Annotated in this window: 17 protein-coding genes; 8 read left to right on the top strand and 9 right to left on the bottom strand. The window is 46.3% G+C overall.

Annotated features, from left to right (window positions below; translation table 11 throughout):
* Positions 1 to 8: 8 nt before the first annotated feature.
* Positions 9 to 875: a CPBP family intramembrane glutamic endopeptidase gene (locus tag AC5FX6_RS06690; protein ID WP_493596249.1), complete on the bottom strand. Its 867-nt coding sequence runs from the start codon at positions 873 to 875 to the stop codon at positions 9 to 11.
* Positions 876 to 1,298: 423 nt separating this feature from the next.
* Here AC5FX6_RS06690 and AC5FX6_RS06685 point away from each other — a divergent pair, with 423 nt between their 5' ends.
* Positions 1,299 to 1,670: a hypothetical protein gene (locus AC5FX6_RS06685; protein ID WP_493596248.1), complete on the top strand. Its 372-nt coding sequence runs from the start codon at positions 1,299 to 1,301 to the stop codon at positions 1,668 to 1,670.
* A gap of 32 nt (positions 1,671 to 1,702) precedes the next feature.
* On the opposite strand, the gene truA is transcribed toward AC5FX6_RS06685, so the two are convergent.
* Positions 1,703 to 2,488: a tRNA pseudouridine(38-40) synthase TruA gene (gene truA, locus AC5FX6_RS06680; RefSeq protein ID WP_493596247.1), complete on the bottom strand. Its 786-nt coding sequence runs from the start codon at positions 2,486 to 2,488 to the stop codon at positions 1,703 to 1,705.
* 157 nt (positions 2,489 to 2,645) lie between these two features.
* Between truA and AC5FX6_RS06675 the strand changes: the two genes are divergently transcribed.
* The 3 genes from AC5FX6_RS06675 to AC5FX6_RS06665 all read left to right on the top strand — a co-directional run bounded on the left by AC5FX6_RS06675 (position 2,646) and on the right by AC5FX6_RS06665 (position 4,312).
* Complete coding sequence (locus tag AC5FX6_RS06675) at positions 2,646 to 3,257, top strand: putative outer membrane beta-barrel protein (RefSeq protein ID WP_493596246.1); 612 nt, start codon at positions 2,646 to 2,648, stop codon at positions 3,255 to 3,257.
* A gap of 222 nt (positions 3,258 to 3,479) precedes the next feature.
* The gene (locus tag AC5FX6_RS06670; protein WP_493596245.1) at positions 3,480 to 3,824 is read left to right on the top strand and encodes a DUF6152 family protein; all 345 of its coding nucleotides are present in this window, start codon (positions 3,480 to 3,482) and stop codon (positions 3,822 to 3,824) included.
* Positions 3,825 to 3,826: 2 nt separating this feature from the next.
* Complete coding sequence (locus AC5FX6_RS06665) at positions 3,827 to 4,312, top strand: DUF6644 family protein (RefSeq protein WP_493596244.1); 486 nt, start codon at positions 3,827 to 3,829, stop codon at positions 4,310 to 4,312.
* Between the two features lie 20 nt (positions 4,313 to 4,332).
* Here AC5FX6_RS06665 and treF read toward each other — a convergent pair whose 3' ends face one another.
* The 7 genes from treF to AC5FX6_RS06630 all read right to left on the bottom strand — a co-directional run bounded on the left by treF (position 4,333) and on the right by AC5FX6_RS06630 (position 12,887).
* Positions 4,333 to 5,871: an alpha,alpha-trehalase TreF gene (gene treF / locus AC5FX6_RS06660; protein WP_493596243.1), complete on the bottom strand. Its 1,539-nt coding sequence runs from the start codon at positions 5,869 to 5,871 to the stop codon at positions 4,333 to 4,335.
* Positions 5,872 to 6,251: 380 nt separating this feature from the next.
* On the bottom strand, positions 6,252 to 6,743 hold the full coding sequence (locus AC5FX6_RS06655) for a Mov34/MPN/PAD-1 family protein (protein ID WP_493596242.1): 492 nt from the start codon (positions 6,741 to 6,743) through the stop codon (positions 6,252 to 6,254).
* The gene (locus tag AC5FX6_RS06650) at positions 6,744 to 8,501 is read right to left on the bottom strand and encodes an E2/UBC family protein (RefSeq protein WP_493596241.1); all 1,758 of its coding nucleotides are present in this window, start codon (positions 8,499 to 8,501) and stop codon (positions 6,744 to 6,746) included.
* 3 nt (positions 8,502 to 8,504) lie between these two features.
* On the bottom strand, positions 8,505 to 9,542 hold the full coding sequence (locus AC5FX6_RS06645; protein WP_493596240.1) for a CBASS cGAMP synthase: 1,038 nt from the start codon (positions 9,540 to 9,542) through the stop codon (positions 8,505 to 8,507).
* 8 nt (positions 9,543 to 9,550) lie between these two features.
* Positions 9,551 to 10,186 carry a Cap15 family cyclic dinucleotide receptor domain-containing protein gene (locus AC5FX6_RS06640; RefSeq protein WP_493596239.1) on the bottom strand — a complete coding sequence of 212 codons (636 nt, stop codon included), beginning with the start codon at positions 10,184 to 10,186 and terminating at the stop codon, positions 9,551 to 9,553.
* Positions 10,187 to 10,525: 339 nt separating this feature from the next.
* Entirely contained in the window at positions 10,526 to 11,404 is an 879-nt protein-coding gene (locus AC5FX6_RS06635; RefSeq protein WP_493596238.1) for an extracellular catalytic domain type 1 short-chain-length polyhydroxyalkanoate depolymerase, read from the bottom strand.
* Positions 11,405 to 11,837: 433 nt separating this feature from the next.
* On the bottom strand, positions 11,838 to 12,887 hold the full coding sequence (locus tag AC5FX6_RS06630) for a helix-turn-helix domain-containing protein (RefSeq protein ID WP_493596237.1): 1,050 nt from the start codon (positions 12,885 to 12,887) through the stop codon (positions 11,838 to 11,840).
* Positions 12,888 to 13,082: 195 nt separating this feature from the next.
* Between AC5FX6_RS06630 and AC5FX6_RS06625 the strand changes: the two genes are divergently transcribed.
* The 4 genes from AC5FX6_RS06625 (at position 13,083) to AC5FX6_RS06610 (ending at position 19,844) form a co-directional block, all read left to right on the top strand.
* On the top strand, positions 13,083 to 13,472 hold the full coding sequence (locus AC5FX6_RS06625) for a BlaI/MecI/CopY family transcriptional regulator (protein ID WP_493596236.1): 390 nt from the start codon (positions 13,083 to 13,085) through the stop codon (positions 13,470 to 13,472).
* Complete coding sequence (locus AC5FX6_RS06620) at positions 13,465 to 15,579, top strand: M56 family metallopeptidase (protein ID WP_493596235.1); 2,115 nt, start codon at positions 13,465 to 13,467, stop codon at positions 15,577 to 15,579. Before AC5FX6_RS06625 ends, AC5FX6_RS06620 begins: the two co-directional genes overlap by 8 nt.
* A 265-nt stretch (positions 15,580 to 15,844) precedes the next feature.
* On the top strand, positions 15,845 to 18,955 hold the full coding sequence (locus AC5FX6_RS06615; RefSeq protein ID WP_493596234.1) for a PAS domain-containing protein: 3,111 nt from the start codon (positions 15,845 to 15,847) through the stop codon (positions 18,953 to 18,955).
* A gap of 79 nt (positions 18,956 to 19,034) precedes the next feature.
* A complete protein-coding gene (locus AC5FX6_RS06610; protein ID WP_493596233.1) occupies positions 19,035 to 19,844 on the top strand; it encodes a helix-turn-helix transcriptional regulator in 810 nt (269 codons plus the stop codon).
* Positions 19,845 to 19,903 lie beyond the last annotated feature (59 nt).

Raw genomic sequence — 19,903 nt, 5'->3', positions numbered from 1 at the left:
CTATAGCTTTAGACTTGAACCAGGGCAGCTTTTTGCAGCCACTCCTGTTTCTGGACGCGTCGCAGTAACCAATAACCAACCCCGATGAAGAACAGGCTCATGGTCGTTACAACGGCAAGCGTCAGTACAATGGTGCCCGTCGTGGGAACTGGCGCAAGTGTTTCTACTTCCTGGAGCTCAAAGGCCCCATTAGTAAAATCTATCAGAAAGTGGAGGAAGGCAGGTACCAGAATATTGCGGGAACGCAGCAGAATGCAGGCAAACAAGAAACCAATGCCGATGGCATAAATGACGGTATTTGCAACCCCCCAGATGTTTTCAGGATGCCTGAAAAGTGCTACTACATGCACAGCACCAAAAAGCAGGGCAGATAGCCAGACAGCTTTTAAAATGGGTTTGTTTTTACCTGCAAAGTATAGGATCAATAGCGGAAAGACAATCCCCCTGAAAAGCAGTTCCTCCAAAAGCCCGACAAAGGCTTGCGCAACACCAAAAAGCAAGAGGAGGGAGGACGCTGTTTGGAAGTAGATCTCATAGCTGGAGTAAGCCAATAGCAGAATGAGCAGGGTAGGGAGCAGGAGCACCAAAACCGGATTGCGCCATTCGAACACAGGGTATAGGCCATTGAAGGGAAGCAATTTCTTTCTGAGGATAACAAGACCCAGGCAGACAATGATAAGAAATCGCAAGATAGAGCCTGCCATCAGATCAGCGATCAAAGGCCTTTCCAGCAAGGGGAGCAACTGCGCTTCCAGCGGCACTTTCAACGACAGCACCAGAAGTGTGACGGAGATAAGTATAAGCGAATAGGCAAGCGCTTTTGTTTTAGAGGTTTCGGTTTGGCGAATCTCCAGTATCTCTTGCTGATGGATCATAAGGATGTACTTCTAGTTGATTGATGATGATGGCTGTAAGCTGTTGCATCGCAATTGGTGTCAGTATACCTGGTGGGCAACATGACTGCACGACTTCCTGAAAGTAAGATTCGCTCCAGCGTATTCATAATGTATTAGCCTAATTGCCTTTATCTATCGACAGATAGGCAGTGCCGTGATTTATTGAAGGTAAACAGGCTTTTTTCTTCGATTAACTTATTTGACTGTAGCAGCAAGAGGGAGCTAGCCTGGCCTACTTTAATGCCGAATTGGATTTTGCTGATCAGCTAGGAGCATAGCTGAGCTGGAGGATAGAACAATTTTGAGAGCACGGGCCAGCGGGAGTACACCAAAAGATTGCGCCCGAAAATGCCTAAGTTGCGGCTCGGGACTCGTAAAACGGATAGAGCACAAAGCAGCAATATGAATCTGACAGTAGGTTGTAAAGTAGCATGGACGGAGTCAGTGTACACGCCTTATACAGAAGGGGAGACATCCGACTTTATCGGGGAGCGAACGATCACCGGCAGGATCACGGCGGAAGGGTATGCGAAGAAAACGAATTACCATTTCTTCACGATCCATGTGTATGGGGCTGAAGGCGTAAACGCGCACGAAATAGAAGCGAACAGCAAGATTGTCCGGCGGGGTGTCGTGCTCTACCCGAAGTGCAGGCTATTGGCCACCCCTGACAACTACGAGGAACTGGTAAAGGAAAAAGCAGAGCGGAAGGAAAACAGCAGCCCCATCTGCTATGCCGACTCAAAAGAACTACGGGAAGGCTTCGATGATTAAATGCAAGCCAAGAGTTATTTGCCAGCCAATAGCTATACCTGCTGGAAGGCAGGAGAGAAAGTAGGACGGGGCGGAATATCCAGGAAAGGGTAAGTTACTTTAGACAGGTATAGCCCCTGCGGATAGGCCGGTGTCAGGTGCTTGGGTGCTGTCTCCAGCGCCAGGTAACTTTCGAACTCGGGCAAGCTGAGTGCACCAGTTCCGATCTTCAGGAGTTGGCCCACGATAATGCGGATCATGCGGCTCAGAAACCGGTTGGCCGATATCTGAAATCGCAGCCTGTCACCCTGCTGATCCAGCAGCCAGCGGGCTTCTGTTACATGGCAGATGGTACTCTCCTGATCTGCCGGTGTAAGGCAGAAGTTCCGGTAATCGGTGTAAAGCGGGAGCAGGGCAGCCGCCGCCTGCATAGCGTCCAGGTTCAGGTTCCGAACGGGGTACAGGGCGCTTACATCGTGCAGGAACGGGTCTTTGTAGGTATGGATAAAATAGTCGTAGCTTCTTTTGCTGGCATCGAAGCGGGCGTGGGGCAGTCCCTCCATCGGAATGATATCGAACACGGCGATATCAGGCGGTAACACTTTGTTCAGCCGGAAAAGCATGTCAAACTCCCAGGGCTGCGCTACATCCAGGTGAAAAAAGAACTGGCTCGCATGTACCCCGGCATCCGTTCTGCCACAACCCACGATCGCGACCGGCTGCTTCAGTATCTTCTTTAAACACTCTTCTATCACCTGCTGTACCCCAACCCCATAGGGGTGTCGCTGCCAACCGTTGTAGTGTGTGCCGCTATAGCCGATATGAAAGAAGTAACGCAAGGTTTTGGTTAGGTATAGGCGGTGGTTTTTCCTTGCAAGATACTGGTCTTTACAGCGGGTTATCCTTTATAGTACAAAATATATTTTCTACATGAGCTTTAAAGCAAAATAATATATATATTGTTCTATACATTTAAAAATGAAAACAATGCTTAGTATGAATCGAATGATGAAGGCGACGCTGGTGCTGTTACTCGCGTGCTATGTTCCGCTGAAAGCCCAGGACAATCGTAACAATGGCTTTATTGGGGTAGGGTTGGGACCAAGTTTCTTATCAGGAAACAACAATGTAAAAGCCGGAACAGGATTGAACCTGACTTTGCTAAACGCTGGCTATACCTTGGGAAAAGGCTTTGGCATAACCGGTGTGTGGGCGGGAGGAGCGCATGCTTTCGATACAAAAGCCACAATTTATGATCATCAGGGCCCCACTTCTACTATACCGGCAAAGGCTGAGCTGAGCTATGGTGTGCTGATGATCGGCCCAATGTATACCCTGAACCTGACAGATGACTCGTCGTTGGATTTTAAGGCCAGGCTGGGCAGCTTGTTTACCCGTGAAGAATCTTCTTCAGAAGTGCATGCTTCTACGTCTGACAAAATGACCCTTAGCGCATCGCTTGGCGTAGGTTATCGCAAAAAGATAGCGAACCGCTGGTGCCTGATGCTCTCTTCTGATTACTATGCAGGCAGACAGCAATTCGATATGACAGCAGGCCAGAACGCCCATATCTTCAGTCTTACCACAGGGCTGGGTTTTGTTTTGTAAAGGCTGATGCACGCACAGATGTCATGGGCCGGTTGTCTTACTGTCAGGTTGGGCGATAGTGGCGGCTTGTAGCTCGTACTGTTGCGCGTGCAGCAGGTATAGCGGTGTGGAAGCGTAATAGCACGAGCACTAGGATTGTGTCAGCGGGGGCGAAGTCCTATACCTGTACTTTTTTCTGTTTCATTCGTTTTACATAAGTGTATCACCTTCAGCTTTATACTTATGCTAGTACCTGTCAAATTACTCCTGCTTTTATTTCTCCCGCTGTCGGTGGCGCTACACCACGGCTGGGCCAACTACGACCAGACCAAAACACTGGACTATACCGGCCAGGTGGAGGAGATCACGTATGAAAACCCGCATGGGATGCTAAAGCTAGAGCACGAAAACAAGACCTGGACGGTGGTGCTGGCCCCTCCCAGCCGCATGAGCTCCCGTGGCCTGGCAAAGGATATGGTCAAGCCCGGCGATAAGGTGCGGGTAGTGGGCTATCCGCATAAAGAAGTGAAGGATGAGATGCGGGCAGAGCGAATCTATGTGGGCGATAAAAAGATAGAGCTCCGCTAGCGGTGACAGCTCAGCTAGTGGGGCTGCTGCAAAGGCTGGAAGATTCCGCTTTGGCGAGCGCCATCCGGACTTCCGCCTGGCTATACCCCTTTTTGGAGATTGTGCATATCCTGGGCATTGTGCTGCTGGTCGGTGCCGCATTCATGTTCGATCTGCGCCTGCTTGGGCTTTCTAAAAAGCTGCCTGTCCCGGAGCTGGCCAGTCATCTGTTGCCCTGGTCCAGAAGGGGCCTATACCTGATCGTGCCTTCCGGTGTCCTACTCTTCAGCACCAATGCCGTGGCGCTGGCTGCTGACACGGTGTTTCATATCAAGCTGATCGGCCTAGTGGTAGGTAGTATAAATGCCGGTCTTTTTCATCGATACCTCCTTTCTTCTGCACCGGAATGGCCCCACGGTCACACGCCGCGGGCTGCTAAAGCGGTGGCGGTATGCTCGGTGGTGGTATGGGTAGTCGTGATTGCCTGTGGGCGGTTATTGGCTTATTGATGTTGGACAATCGTACTGAATCAAGGTTGATTCTTCATCCAGGTATAGATGCCGTTCGTCCAACCGAAGCCATCCTGATTGGGGTATTCTCCTCCTCCGGCCGGGGAGTCAGGGTCTACCACATTGTATTTCTCCATCATCTTGCCGGTTTCTTTAAACACATGATCGTTCATAGCGATCCATCTCTTCTTTATTTCTTCAGCGGTATCATCAAAGCCATAATGGCGAAGTCCCACATAGCTTAGATACTGCAGCGGAGCCCAGCCGTTCGGGTAATCCCATTGCTGGCCACTGTTGTGGAGAGAAGAAACCAGGCCTCCCTTTTTTAGAAAACTGTTGACGATGTGTTCGTGCACCTGCTGTGCCTGTTCTTTGCTGGCAATTTTGAAAAACAGCGGAAACACACCTGCCAACGATAGGATGTTCGTGTGCTTATTTGATGCGGCATCATGATCCATGTAAAAGCTCCTGTCCTCATTCCAGAAGTGTTTGATCATGGCCTTTTTACGCTTCTCTGCCTTTTGGAGGAAATAGGCCGAAGGCTCCGAAAAAGAGCTGTGCGCATAGGCTTCCGCTAACGTTTCTTCCAGATCGTAAAGCAGGCAGTTCAGATCGACAGGTACGATGTCGGTTGTATGAATGGTTTCCATGTTGGTCTCTTCTCTGAACCAACGGCATGTAAAGTCCCAGCCAGATTCGCAGGCGGCTCTTATATGCCGGTAGAGTGTTCCAGGGGCCACACCATCCGGGGCTGCATGATGCGCCATCTCCACATCTTCCACATACGATTCAGGACGAGGGGCGGGAAGGTCATCCCAGTAGCGGTTCAGTATACTGCCGTCCGGCATCCGGACTACCCTGCGAAAACTGGTTTCCCTGTCCGAAAGGCGAAAGTATCCGTCCATCCAGTAATTATATTCTTTTTGCATGTGGGGGAGGTATTGCGTCAACACATCCTGGCCGTCAATTTCACAAAGAAGCCGTACCATCATAGCAAAAAACGGAGGCTGTGAACGTGTCAGGTAATAACTCCGGTTCGCATTCGGAATATGCCCATAGGCATCAATCAGGTGAGCGAAATTTTCTACCATGTCCCGGATCAGTTCATACTCCTCGGCACATTGCAAGCCCAACATGGTAAAGTAGCTGTCCCAGTAATACAAGCCTCTGAACCTTCCGCCCGGAACGATATAGGATTTGGGGACAGGCAACATGGAGCAATTTGTTTGGGAGGTGCGTGTTAGCAGGGACCAAAGTTGTGCGATATGCTCCGCTACTGGCAGATGCTGCTTACTTTCATACTCCGTATTGATAGGGGAGGGAATTTCGAAATATTCGCAGACAAAATCCTTCAGATCGAAATCCTGCTTATGCTTTTCGATTTCATACAGACTTAGAATTTCTTCCGGGGCACGCTTGGGAAAACAGTCTGCAAACGTGATGGAATCAGGAAATACATGATTCATCTGAACATCGTGAAATAGCGGCCCGAATAACTGATCAGGTGGTAAAATGGCCGGAACTACGCTGTATATCTGTGGGGGCTCTATAGAACTCATTTAGTTTTGCTTTTCTCTATTCACGCAATTCTGGCTTTTAGGTTGAAATATTCATTATGTTAAGCTTTTAGCGTTATATAGTACTTCCTCCGCTGGCGCTGGCTTGTACTGTTACTCGTGCTGCAGGTAGATGGGCGTGGAAAAGGGAAGGTGCGAGCTAAAAACTCGAATCAGACGGATATTCTCATAGCGTTTGCCACCGGCTTCTGTTCAGTTAAAACCCACTAAAGTGACAGGCTACTTCAGAATTTTCTTAAATAATCTTCTATCACAGCTTTACCACAACACCATAGGAGTGTCGCTGTCATCCATTGTAGTATGTGTCGCTATAGCCGATGTGAAAAAAGTAATGCAAGGTTTTGGTTAGGTAATAGGGGATCTCATAAGATATTGAAACTAACTTTTGGTAATTTTACTAGCATAGAGAGCTCACTTTCATGACTCTTGTGATCATAAATACTAAGATAAAAATCTTCTGTTCCAGCAATGATTAGTAAAACAAAATCTTCGTTTTTTTTAGTTTTTATGAATTGATCCCGAATCATCTTTTTATCTTGTCCTGATGGGGAGGGAGTTCTTTCAGGATGTGTGTGCCACTCACCTAAGTAAATAGTTCTGCTTTCGCTATTTATAAACTCATAATTTATAATTAGTTGAGCAGAATCTTTATCTCTTACGAAATTATACCTTGTTGCCTTATCAAATTTATTAGGTGTAGATGCCTTAAGTATATAAATCTCATTATTTGTGATTTGGCCAAGCAAAATGCCACCAGCTTCAGGCATAGAAGTGTTATCTTGTTTATAGTGGTTGAATATGTTCAAAACATTGTCTTGAATATTGATAGTATATCTTCCTAATTCAAATCTCATTTATAATTCGTTTACATAAATTTCTCCTTCAGTGTAAGCATTACCAACATCGGAGATTGTAATGCCTAAATCTTTAATTGCTTGATAATTGCCAGCCCAAGTAAAAGATGCACTACCACTATTATTTATTTTAATTTTCTTCATTAGTAGTGGAAAGAGCTTAGAGAGAAACAGAACAACATTGTTAGCCGAGTAAGGAGTATAGCTTGTTTGGCAGCCAGCTTCGGTCATCGAAAGGTTTTGGTTGTTGCTTATGTATTCTGCCGAACTAATAATGTTGAATTTAAAAAGCCCCTGATGATCAAAAAGCTTTTCATAGATATAATCTGATGGATCAAGAAAAATGCAATGACCACCCGCAAGATAAGGCTCAACCCAAATGAAAATAATTGGTTTTGTTATTATACCAGCTTTAGCTGCTTCAGCTACATACTTATCAACGTTGGTTTTTCCAATAGTGACAAATACAAAGTCAACTTCATTTATGAAATCTATTTCGTTTTTTAAAACATTGATTATAGAATCCTCTCTTATATTGATATTTTGGTGTGGAGATTTGTTACTTAGGAATTGTAACATACCTTTAGTCTTATTTGTGCTAGTAGATGAAAAGCCTAAAAAATGTCTACCTATATTCTCGATTTTTAAGTCATCAAAATCAATTAACCTAAACTCAGGGTTATTCAAGGAATTTAAAAAATAAATAAGATTTGATCCAATGCTTCCTATGCCAGCTATTAAAAACTTGAAATTTTCATTTATTGAATTAATACCAGTTGTTCGATGAGTTAAACGTTTTAAATTATAAGGTTCAAGCAGTAATCTTGACACAGAGCTGTTTATATAAATGGTAGAAAGCTTATCATAGTTACTTAATGTACCTTGTCTAAATCCTTTGGCAAACACTGGGATATTATTGTATCCCCATCCTATAAAATGAGACTTACCGCTTATAGTCTTTCTGAACAATATTACTTTGGGGAAGTAATCATTATTTATGTAATCGATATATTTCTTTCGTAAAACTTTATCTAAGCATTCAATATGTTTTAATATTGCCTTATTAGAAAAGTCGTATGGTGGTAAGCTGGGAATGTTTAATTCACCTATATAAATTGAATCAAGCTCATTATATGAATACTTATTTAGCTCTAAAAATTTTTTGAAGTTATTAGCTAAGTCTGTATTTAAGTGTACTACGTACTGATAACCATTTAACTTTTTGTCTAGTACAATTAAGCTAATCTTACCAGATTGTGGTTCTTCATCAAATAGCGATAATATTTTAGTTACAACATCACCTTTTGAATAACTCTGTTGCCAGTAGGCAATAAATTCCTCATCAAACTCTTTGACATTTATTCTATTTAATCCATCCGATATTATTTGCTTAGCCCTCTGTAAAGTTTGATAGATTATCCCTGATGCATTACTAGGATCAGTACGAGTAGTTTCTGAGTCAAAGGTGCAAACAAATCTATTAGGATCGACATGAGGGATATGTTTTACTTTTGAATAATCCTTTTCTCTTAAATATATTTTAGGTAGAGATAAAGGAAAATCGTCCTGCAGAACAAGATATATTTTAATGTCTAGAGCACCAGCAGGCGTCTGGGGAATTTCTAATATAATTTCCCAGATTGTTCGTTCAATAGGTAAAGCTAAATACCTTTTTTCTTGAGTATTAAGTATTTTAATATCATTGAATTTCCTTAGGTCTTCGAAAGCATCATGCTTCGCTTTTTCAAAATCAATCATCAATCATGCACTTTTTGCAGAGTCTCCAAGTATAGCTGGTGCTGCATAAACTTTGGAACCTTCCACTTCATCCTTAGCTAAAAGGCAGTTGAAACGTGGTCCAAAATGCCTTTGCCATTTATAGCAGGCTTCCTTCTGATTAGGTGTTTCAATTGCTTGTATAGCTGATTTAGTAAATGAATTTAGTACGCTAAGGAAATATTCTTTTCTAGTTGGGCTATAAGATGAAAATAAATTATCTCCTTTTGGTGTTGTTGGTCTTTTACACTCGAATTTGTTACTCAACTTTTCACGAATTTTTATCAATGTATCACGGAGAGCGATGTCATCTCTCTCATTTTCTACATAATTCTCAGCTGTTAAAATAGTCATAATAATTCCTGGCGGCATCTCACCCCTTAAGTGATCTCCCCAACTCTTCATATACCTGACAAGCCTTCTTAATTGAGCATCTTTCTTTCTAATATCTTTTATCCATTCTTTATAATCACTATATAATCTAGACTCATAAATAAGAGCTTTAGAAAATCCTGAGTTTATCTTTTCCTCAAACCAAGCTATGAATTCTACAGGATTGCTTTCTAGCCATCCCTCCTTAGTATGTGCCAGCTCTGGGCACTCAAGATTTTCTGCATAATAAATAGGGAAATCAATGTGAGCATCTTTTATATAATTTACTCTCACACAAGTTGGCTTATCCTCAACTATTCTCGAATCTTCAATGCCAATTCCATGCATTACTAAGTCGTGAAAGATCTGTGTTTCAGGTCTTCTATTTTCTTCTAATGGGCCTAGAAAATAAATACCATCATCTAAGTCGTAGTCATCGTCTTTAGGTTGAATAATTGTATCCATCACAAAAGAACCTTGGCTATGGAATTCCAATTTGTGGTTTAGCAAATCATGGTCTTTATAATTGTTAAAATTAGTTTTGATGCGATCTCTTAAAGCATTCCTAGTTTCTTTAAGTTCGTCTCTCTTAAGATCAGTTAATCTGATTGATTTATTAAACTCTTGAAAGAGCTGATTACAGTTTGCCATAAAATGTTTTAAAATTCTCCTTTTAATGATTTTGATTTGAGAGTAGCTTCAATAATACCCCTTGTCTGTATATTTCGATTTGTAAAGTAATGTCCAGTCAGTTTTTGCTTACTTTCTTTTGACTCAGCTAAAAACTTTAGATGGTTTGCCCCTTCATGACAGTCAAGTTGACCTGAACCAACGGCTCCTGAATTAAGATAAAATAGGAAAATATGGTAAAATCCATCTTCTTCTCTTATGTCTTCAACCAAACTTTTTGAAGTGCTCCTTTCATTATTCGGATTGTTAAAATAAGAGTGAATCTTGATTCTAGAAGCTGTTTGAACAACTTCTATAGCACAATCCTTCTCACCTTTCACTCCTTGAAATTCATAGTGTACTTTACCTTCATATCGACCAGACATATCAGGTATTTTAACTAAGAGGCCACAAAATGGCCATTTCCAGATATAGGTGTCATATAACCATAAGACTAGCAGAATCAAGGCTGCATTCCCAGGCGCTCTAACTAATTCTGGTTTCAAGTTTAAAGAATCTAATAAAGGGAGTATGACATTTATTATTAGGTAATCGATTGCTGTAGCAATCAATAAAATTGTAATGATGATAGGTGAAGTTTTGTAATATTTGAAAGAAATATCCATTTTATAGATGCAGCTATTAATTTTTTAGTAACATAGAAGTGCAGTATGTGAAAAATAACAAACAGACTTTAATTTAATATTAGTAAAACTACACACAAAATATTGCAAGTATATAGTAGAGAACCATGATATTTATATATTTTACTGTACTTATTTTCAGACTTATTCTTGTCCCTCCCTTTTCCTGCAAACCCTTCACCATTGACCCGATCTGGAAATCATACCTGCCCTCAACAAGCAGTTCTTAATAAAAACAAAGCAGTTCCGGTGACAATTAACCAGAACTGCTTTGTTTTCAAGGTATAGCGTCTCTTTAAATTAGCTATACCTGCCTATACCTCACCGCTTCCTGTTTTTGTGGAAGAAGCTCCACATGACTTCATTGATATCAATATCGGAGCTGGTATTGCCCAAAGGATAGCCAATGTTAAACGGTGCACTGCCCGGCCAGGTATGGCCTCCGTTTTCGACCGTAACCAGCGACACGGTAACGCCTTTGTCGTTTACTTCCTGAATCGTGACGGAGGTGTTGTCCTTCTTATTCGCATTGAGCACCTTTTTGCTTTCTTTCTGGGCAGGCAGTTTGTTGTGCGTCAGCCAGTAGGTATAAGTAGCCGGAGCTGAGGCATAGCCATTGGCTTTTCCATCGTATTTCACCACCTCGTCGGCGGTGCCATGCACCTGCATCACACTGATCGGTTTAGCTGTGCGGTGATAAAATTTTACCGAATCGGGCAGGGGGCCACCAACCGAAGCAATGGCTGCAAAATCATCGGGCATTTCAGCGGCTAGGCGGTGACAGAAGAAACCACCCCGCGACAAGCCGGTCGCAAAGATCGCTTTGGCATCTATGCGGTAGGTTTGTTTCAGGCTGTCGAGCAAGGCACGCACAAAGCCCACATCGTTGGTACCGTTTTGGTGAGACATATCAAAGCCCACATTCCAGTCCTGCTTTATACCGGATGGGTACACCACAATAAAGTTGTGCTTGTCGGCGGTCTCGTTCATTCTGGAGTACAGCATTTGCTCGGCCACGGTCATGCCGCCGCCATGAAAATGGAACACCACCGGAAAGGACTGAGAAGGATTTGCCGAATACGAGGCAGGCAGGTAGAGCAGGTATTTTCGCTTGGCACCTTCAAACTCAAACGGTGTTAGCTGGGCCGAAGCCGTGAGGGCGGCAAGCAGTAGTGCCGCAGTAAAAAAGATTCTTAACATGATCATAGGTTTTTAGTTTTGACACAAATGAAGCCGGAGCGGGTGTCAAAATCTTCCAGAATGATCATTTACCTATAGCAAATCACGATTTATTTAGCAAATCACGATTTATTGCTTGCTAGGGGGTTAGGCCGATAGGGAGTAGCGGTATTAATCATTAGAAAATTCTCCCCTTGAGGATTACCGAGAACGCGAGTTCGATGGTAGCGAGCGTAGCTCTTAGAGGGGTATTTACAGTTTCAGGGAAATATGGCTAATCCCACTGTCATTCTGTAAAGAAACTTGGTGGAAGGGAGGTTAAGCAGATGCTATCTGCTACTAAGATCCTTGCAGGATGACAAAAAAGTAGAATGAAATGGCCTTGCTCCAGAGAGGGGATAGCTCCTCCATTACTTAACGGTCCTGCCTGTATAAGGAGGCAGGGGATGTTGCCTTAGGCTTGCGCAATTCTTTTGCGGTAAGCAGAAGGCGTTTCGTGCAGTTGTTTTTTAAAGGCGGTGTTAAAGCTGGTGATGCTGTTGAAGCCAACCTCAATGGCGATGGCGGCAATGGTGAGTTCGCTGCCTTGGCTGGTTTCCAGTAAAGCCTGCGCGTGCTTGATGCGGTGCTGATTCACGAAGCCGTTAAAATTGGAGCCGGATCTGCTGTTGATCGCCATCGAAATTTTCTGCGGACTTACTTTCAGTGCTTTGCTGAAGGTGCTTAACGAAAGGTCCGGGTTTTTATATAGCTCCTGCTCTTCCAGCAGTGCCTTCACTTCCTCGTAGATCTGGTTTACTTCGGCTTCTGGCAGTGGTGTCGTTTTATACTTGGCCGTGTCAAGCGCTCCGATATAGCCTTTCTGGATCACGACATAGCTCACCCCGTACGCGATAACCGAATACAGGATGGGCCCCAGGATGTAAGGCACGTCGTCGTCGAGTAAGTTGAGGACATACACCACCCAAAGCGCCGCCAGCGCATACGTGAGCAGGCGCAGCCATTGCACGGCGGTATCAGCCTGCCCGGTCGCTATCCTATACTGCTGTATCTTCCGGTGCGTCAGGTATAGGTATACCAGGTAATGGCCATAATACACACAGAAAAGGAGCACAAACACAGGTATAGGCGTAGTCTTCGCATTCTCCTTGTTGATGAAAAAGCTGAAGGCCAGTCCTAGCAGGAAGGGGATGAGGTGCAGGAGGGAAGCAGCGGTGAACCGGAGCGTTTTTTCAAGCACCGATCGGGTATAGAAGTAAAAGAGCGGCCCGATGAGCATCAATGTGGCTAGACCGGCAAAGATGAACTGCAGGTATACGCCCTCCACAAATTCCAGAAACAAGGACTTCCCGACCCTGAAGGAAAGCACTAGCAACAGGACGCTCAGTATTTTATTCGAGACGGTGAGTCCTTTGGGGTAGAACCAGAGAAAAACAGCCAATACTAAGCCATGGAAAACACCTAAGCCACTAAGCAGAATAAGAAATACATGACCTGTAGACATGCCCGCAAATAAACACATTATTTACACTTGAGCGCATTTCGGGCAGGCTTTAATTTTCTGCCTGGTGCTCTACCTGTTTCCTTTTCTTCTAACCTATTACGAAATAGTTCGTAATAAATTTTGAAAGATAGATTTCTTTCCCTACACTTGTATTACGAAAGTGTTCGTAAATGTAGCAGCTTACAGCTAATAATCATGATAAAACCATCAGAATCAGAGTTAGCCATCCTGAAAGTACTTTGGAAAAACGGTCCGAGTACGGTAAAGGAGGTGAATGAAGCGCTCAGCAAAGAAAAACCCACTGGCTATACCACGACCCTGAAATTTATGCAGATCATGCATGACAAAGGGCTCTTGTCCAGAACAAGCGAAGGAGCAAAGGGGAGGTCACACATTTATTCGGCGGAGGTAAGTGAAGCAGAAACCAGCAGCGACCTGCTCGACTCTTTTCTGAACAGGGTATTTGAAGGTTCTGCAGGCAAGCTCGTGTTACGGGCCTTGGGCAAAGGCAAAACCTCGGAACAGGAAATTCAGGAGATCCGAAAGCTTTTAGACGAACTGGAGAAAGGGAAAAAAGATGAATAACCTACTGGAATTCCTAAACGAAAACGCAGCTGTCAGCGCCTTCGGCATCAGCCTGCTGCACTCCCTCTGGCAGGGGGCAGGCATCGCCTTGCTGCTCTGGCTGGCCCTGAAAATGTTGCCGCATATAAGTGCCAAGACGCGGTATACGTTTGCCTTGCTGGCAAGCGGTGCACTGGTCGCCTGCTTTGCGTTTACCTTCAGCGTATACCTGACGGCAGCCGCACCAACTGCTGCGCCAACTACCGCACAAACTTTTCTGTTCATGACATCTGGCCAGGAGGCAAACACGGTAACAGAGCAGAGTTTTGTAATGCAATTGGAAGCGCAGTGGCATGCGCTCATGATTTGGGTACAGCAGCACGTCAGTTATTTTCTGCTGGCCTGGTTTGCAGGATTCCTGTTCTATACCTCACGTTTTGCGACAGGCCTGCTCTATCTCCGCCATGTCAAGCAGCAAAGCAGTCTATTGCCTGCCAACTGGGTAAATAGGGTAGAGGCCTTGCAACAAAAGCTGGGGCTGCACACGAAAGTCGCGCTGGTCTCTTCCGATAAAGTAAACTCGCCCTTTACCTTTGGCTGGTTAAAACCCATCATTGTGGTGCCGGCCGGTATGCTCACCCAGCTGCCAGCCGACCAGGTAGAAAGTATCCTATTGCACGAACTGGCCCACATCCGACGCCAGGATTACCTGATCAACCTGCTGCAGAATATCGCCGAGCTCTTCTTCTTTTTCAACCCCGGCTACTGGTACATCGCCCAGGTGCTGGAAGCGGAACGGGAGCATGTATGCGACGACCTGGTGGTGCAGCACACCGGCAACTACCGCACTTATGCGCTGGCACTCGCCAACCTGGCCCAGCTTCCGGCACTCGAACACAACCGGCTGGTACTGGCTGCGGCTGCAAAGGAAACCAGCCTGCTCTTCAGAATAAAACGAATCATACATACCTCAACCGCTACTACTATGACGCACACCACTTCCAGCAGGAAAAGTTACCAGGTAACTACCCTGCTCATTGCCTGTCTTCTATTCGCTTTTATAGCGATTGATGTCAACGGTAAAAATGTAAAACCAGGTATAGCAGAAACAGCGCCCGTCGCCGAGGCTATACCTGAGCAACTTACCGTGACCGGCATTGTGCTTTCGAAGGAAGGTGCCGCGCTCCCTGGGGTGTCCATCGTCATCAAAAACAGCACAACAGGCACCATCACAAGTGCGGACGGAAAGTATACGCTTAGCGCAACGCCCACCGACACACTGGTATACCGGTTCATCGGTTTCGAGAAAAAGGAGTTAGCAGCCTCCGATAAACAGACGCAGCGCGTGGTGTTGCAAAGTAGCGGCAAGCCAGAAGCAAACCGTATCGTAAGCGAAATTCAGGTAGCAGGCCGCGCCTCGGTTAAGGCCGAATCGGTGCCAACACAAACGCCTGTAAACAGCGGTGCAGCCAGCGTGCAGGTAGAGGTAAAAGAGCTGAATGGCACAGCTGTTACTGTAAAGGATGGTGTACCAGTTACTCCGCCGCCTGCCAAAGCGAGTGCGGGCAAACCTGATATGGTATTGCAGAAAGTAAGTAAAGTGGCATCAGGAGATGAGAAGATACAACCAGCCTATTTCATTTATGAAAACGATGCGCTGGAAGGACTGAAATTCGGTACTGCTGCCTTTGAAAAAGCCGCTGCAAGAGGAAAGCGCATTACAGAGATACAGGACATTGATCCGAGTTCCATTCAGGCGATTCATGTTGTGAAAGATAAACAGGCTATATCTGTCTTCGGTGATGCAGGTACACATGGCGCCGTGCTCATCAGCCTACGGGAGGATGCCTCCAAAGCGTTAGTAACTGAAAACGCAGAAGAGTTTATCGTGTACCCTGTTCCGTCTGAGCGCTTTGTGAAAATAAAGTTCTACCTGGATAAGAAACAGCATGTAATGGCAGATGCCATTGACTTCAACGGTGTAAAGGTGAAAGGCCTTATGAATCAGGTACTGGAAAAAGGCTGGCATGAACTGGAGTGGGATGCCTCTAAAAACCCGGCAGGAACCTATATCATTGTGCTCAACAAAGAGTCAGGCGTAGTGAACAAACGCGTGGTCTTGAAATAGAGTAAACCTTTTCATTCCAAGAGGGCCTGGGGATCACATTCCCAGGCCTTTTTTTATGGCAGGCAGGTCATGCGTTCGTGCTATACCTGGCGCATGCTGCGCAGGCACATTGTCATAGGTGGGAGAAACGGGCGCGAGCCCTGAAAACCTTCGCCTGGCTGGTAAGTAATATTAAGTTATAGGTTTTAACCAGACATTGTGAAGGAGCAGGGAACAATCTTGCTGTGTAATTGTGTAACTTACAATATTACTTATCATCTACAGCATGCATCAGGCAAATTCTGTCGGGGGAAGTATTCAGGCTCCGGACTTTCAGGTAGTTTTCAATTCTTTATCAGGCAATTTCTTGTTGCTGCAACCCAACCCACCCCTGTTTACCATACTCGCCGTAAGTGACGAACAACTACGCCTCAAGGGGCAGGAAAGACAAGAGGTAGTGGGCAAAAGTGTTTTTGAAGCCTATCCGGAGAACCCGAATCCTGGCGCAGCAGCAGGGGCCGCCATCTTAAGGGAATCTTTTGCCCGGGTGATGGAGGACAAAGTGCCCGACCAGTTGCCCGTGATGCGCTATGATGCCTTGAAAGCCGACGGCGAATTTGAAGAGCGGTACTGGAAAGCAAGCAACAAGCCGGTGTTGGACGCCGAAGGCAACGTGCTCTACATCCTGTACTCCCAAACGGAGATCACGCGACAGGTATTGGCAGAGAAGAGAGCAACTGCCATACGGGAAATTGAAAGAAAGTACAGCTTGTTTATGCAGGCTCCTGTGGCAGTTTGCATTGTCACCGGCCCTGAAAATACCGTAGAGTTCGCCAATGATGAGATGCTCAGGCTATTGGGCAGAACATACGACCTCCTGGGCAAACCTTTATTTGATGCCATCCCGGAAATCTCTACAGAGGGATTCCCTGAATTACTGGTACAGGTGCGTGAAACAGGTCAACCTTTTTATGCAAAGGCGTATCCCTCCAAACTGATAAAAGAAGGCCAAGAGGATCTTCACTACTACAATTTTGTCTACCAGCCTTACTATGCAAACCCAGACGACACGGTGGCTGCAGGCGTGTTCTGCGTGGCGCATGACGTAACGGAGCAGGTGCTCGATCGCCAAAAGTTAGAGGAAAGCGAACTGCAGCTACGCTCTTTTATAGAAAGCTCTCACCATCCCATTGGGGTTTATATCGGCAGCGAGATGCGGATACAGTTTGCCAACCAGGCACTCAAAGATGGCCTGGGCAAAGGCAATGACATTGTGGGCAAGCGTTACAAGGACGTATTGCCCGAATTGGAAAACCAACACGTATTCGAGCAGCTGGAAGATGTTTATAGAACGGGCACCCCTTTCCATGCCAAAAATCACAAACTGGATCTGATAGTAGGCGGAGAGCTGCAGACGCATTATTTTGATTTGAGCATGACACCCCTGTTCAATACAGCCGGCGAGGTATACGGGGTCATCAATACGGGGGCAGATGTGACCGAGCTCAACCAGGCCCGCGAAAGCATGGCCGAAAGTGAGCTGCGCTACCGCACCCTTATCGAAGAAGCTCCGGTTGCCACCGCCCTATACCTGGGCAAAGAGCTGACCATACAGTACGCCAATGACATCATGCTGAACTATTGGGGCAAGGACAGCACCGTCATAGGGAAAGCATTCCGTGAAGCACTACCGGGCTTGGCAGGCCAGCCGTTCACTGAGCTGCTGGAAAAAGTGTATGCAAGCGGTCAGACTTACGTTGGCGTAAAAGAGAAAACGGAACTGGAAGTAGACGGCCAGGTAGTACCCGCTTATTTTAATTTTACTTACAAGCCGCTCTCAAACAAAGAGGGCGAGGTATACGGCGTCCATCATACGGCCATTGATGTAACAGAAGAGGTGCTGACCCAAAAGCGATTAGAAGAAAGCGAAGCGCGTTTCCGGAACATGATCAAGCAGGCACCAGTTGCCATTGCCCTCACATGGGGCGAGGACTTGGTGATTGAGAAGGTCAACGGCCCGATGCTGCAGATCATGGGCAGAGAAACGGCAGAAGAAGTGAACGGGAAGAAACTGGTTGAAGTGTTTCCAGAGATGAAGGACCAGCCTGTGCTTGAAATTGTACGCGAAGTACTGAGAACAGGAAAGGCCATCAACGTAGACGAACAGATGATCCATTTGCTGCAGGACGTCAAAGTGGAGCCGCGCTATTTAAACCTGTCTTACACCCCGCTAATAGAAGAAGGCAAAGTGACCGGCGTGATACACGTAGCCCTCGATGTGACCGAGCAGGTGCAGGCCAGAAAAAAATCAGAGCAAAGCGCCCGGGACTTGCAGAATCTGGCCGACGCCATGCCGCAGATCGTATGGATCGCCACACCAGACGGAAAAGTAACTTACTACAACGAGCGGGTATCTGAGTTTTCGGGAGCTATAAAGCTACCAGACGGTAACTGGCTTTGGGAGGACATGATCATAAGGGAGGACGAGCAGCCAACGCTGGAAGCCTGGGACAAAGCCATGCGGACAGGTACGCCCTACGAGATAGAACACAGACTGCGGATGCGGGATGGCAGTCACCGCTGGCACCTGAGCCGCGCACTACCCCAGCGCGACAGCGAAGGCAAGGTGACCGGATGGTTCGGCACGGCTACCGATGTGCACGACCGGAAGGCACACCTGGAGGCAATTGAGATCAAGAACAAGCACCTGATCAGCATCAACAACGACCTGGATAACTTTATCTACACCGCCTCCCACGACCTGAAGGCACCTATCCTCAACATTGAGGGGCTGCTTGCGCTCCTGCCCGAGGGGTACACAGCTACTGGCAACATGAGCAGTGACACGAAAGCGATATTGGGAATGATGAAGGACTCCGTGGAGCGCTTCAAGAAAACCATCGACAGTCTGACAGAGGTGGCCAAGCTGCAGCAGGAAAACGAGTATAATACCGAATTGGTGAACGTGGCGGAGGTGATCGAAGAGGTGACTCTGGACCTGGCGCCTTTGCTAAAGTCCACCCGAGCCGTGCTCGACATAGATATTGCCCCTGATACTGCCGTCCGTTTCTCGGCCAAGAACCTGCGGAGCGTGATTTACAACCTGCTCTCTAACGGCATCAAGTACAGCGCTACCGATCGGGTTCCGCATGTTCAGATCAGTTGCCATGCTGAAGACCAGTACCAGGTGCTGACTTTTACCGACAATGGGCTTGGCATGACACCAGGGCAGAAGAGAGGCCTGTTTACCATGTTCAAGCGCTTCCATAACCATGTGGAAGGCACCGGCATCGGCCTGTACATGGTGAAGAAGATCGTGGAAAATGCAGAGGGAATGATAGAGGTGGAGAGTAAGGAAAACGTAGGCACTACCTTTCGGGTCTCCCTGCCAGTTTAGGGGAGGCTTTATAAAGGACGCCAGTTTCAGAATATCAAATGCAGAAATGTGGAAGTTAAGTAAGTAGACACCCCCAGGTATGGAAGAGTTAAAAGCAGGCAGTTTTTTCGGACAGACGAACAGGACCATTCACCTGGACGGCATCCTGCTCACTGACACCGAATACACGGTAGACAAAGTGGATTGGCACTACCACGAGAACGCCTATTTTACCTTTATTCTCGCCGGACATATACTGGAGGGCAATCGCAAGGAAACCTACCATTGTGCTCCCGGCTCACTGCTCTTTCACAATTGGCAGGAGCCGCACTATAACATCAAACCGGAGGGCTATACCCGCGGCTTCCACCTCGAAATCCAAAAGGAATGGTTTGCGGAGCTGCTCCCGGACACGGAGGTGGCGGAGGGAAGTTTGCAGATTGATCACCCGGCGGTGAAGCTCTTATTTTACCAGATCTTCAAAGAAACCAAATTGCAGGATGCCCTGCTATACCCGGCCGTGGAGTCGCTCTTATTACAGGCATTTACGACGCTGCTTCCGCTGGAAAACAAGGTATACCGAAACCCCACCTGGGTAGCCCGGATAAAAGAACTTTTGCATGATACTTACCCGGATCCGCCAGCTCTGAAAGCACTGGCTGCTGAAGTGAACATTCACCCGGTGCATTTGTCCAGGGACTTTCCGAAGTACTTCAACTGCAGCCTCGGCGATTACATCCGGAAGATCAGGACAGAAAAGTCCTTTTCCCTTTTCTACCACAGAGAGCTTTCCCTGACCGAAATCGCGCTGCAATGCGGCTTTTCAGATCAGAGTCATTTCATCCGCAGTTTCAAGCAACTGAATGGGCTCACCCCGTCTGCTTTCCGGAAAATCATGCTGGAACGTTAATTTCATTCTATTTTTGGGTGGCAGTCTACTGTAATATTGCAGTACCCCAAAAGATAAAA

The organism is Pontibacter sp. LHS2 (assembly GCF_058932845.1).
The sequence above is the reverse complement of the archived record's forward strand: the minus strand, read 5'-3'. Positions and strand labels throughout refer to the sequence as shown.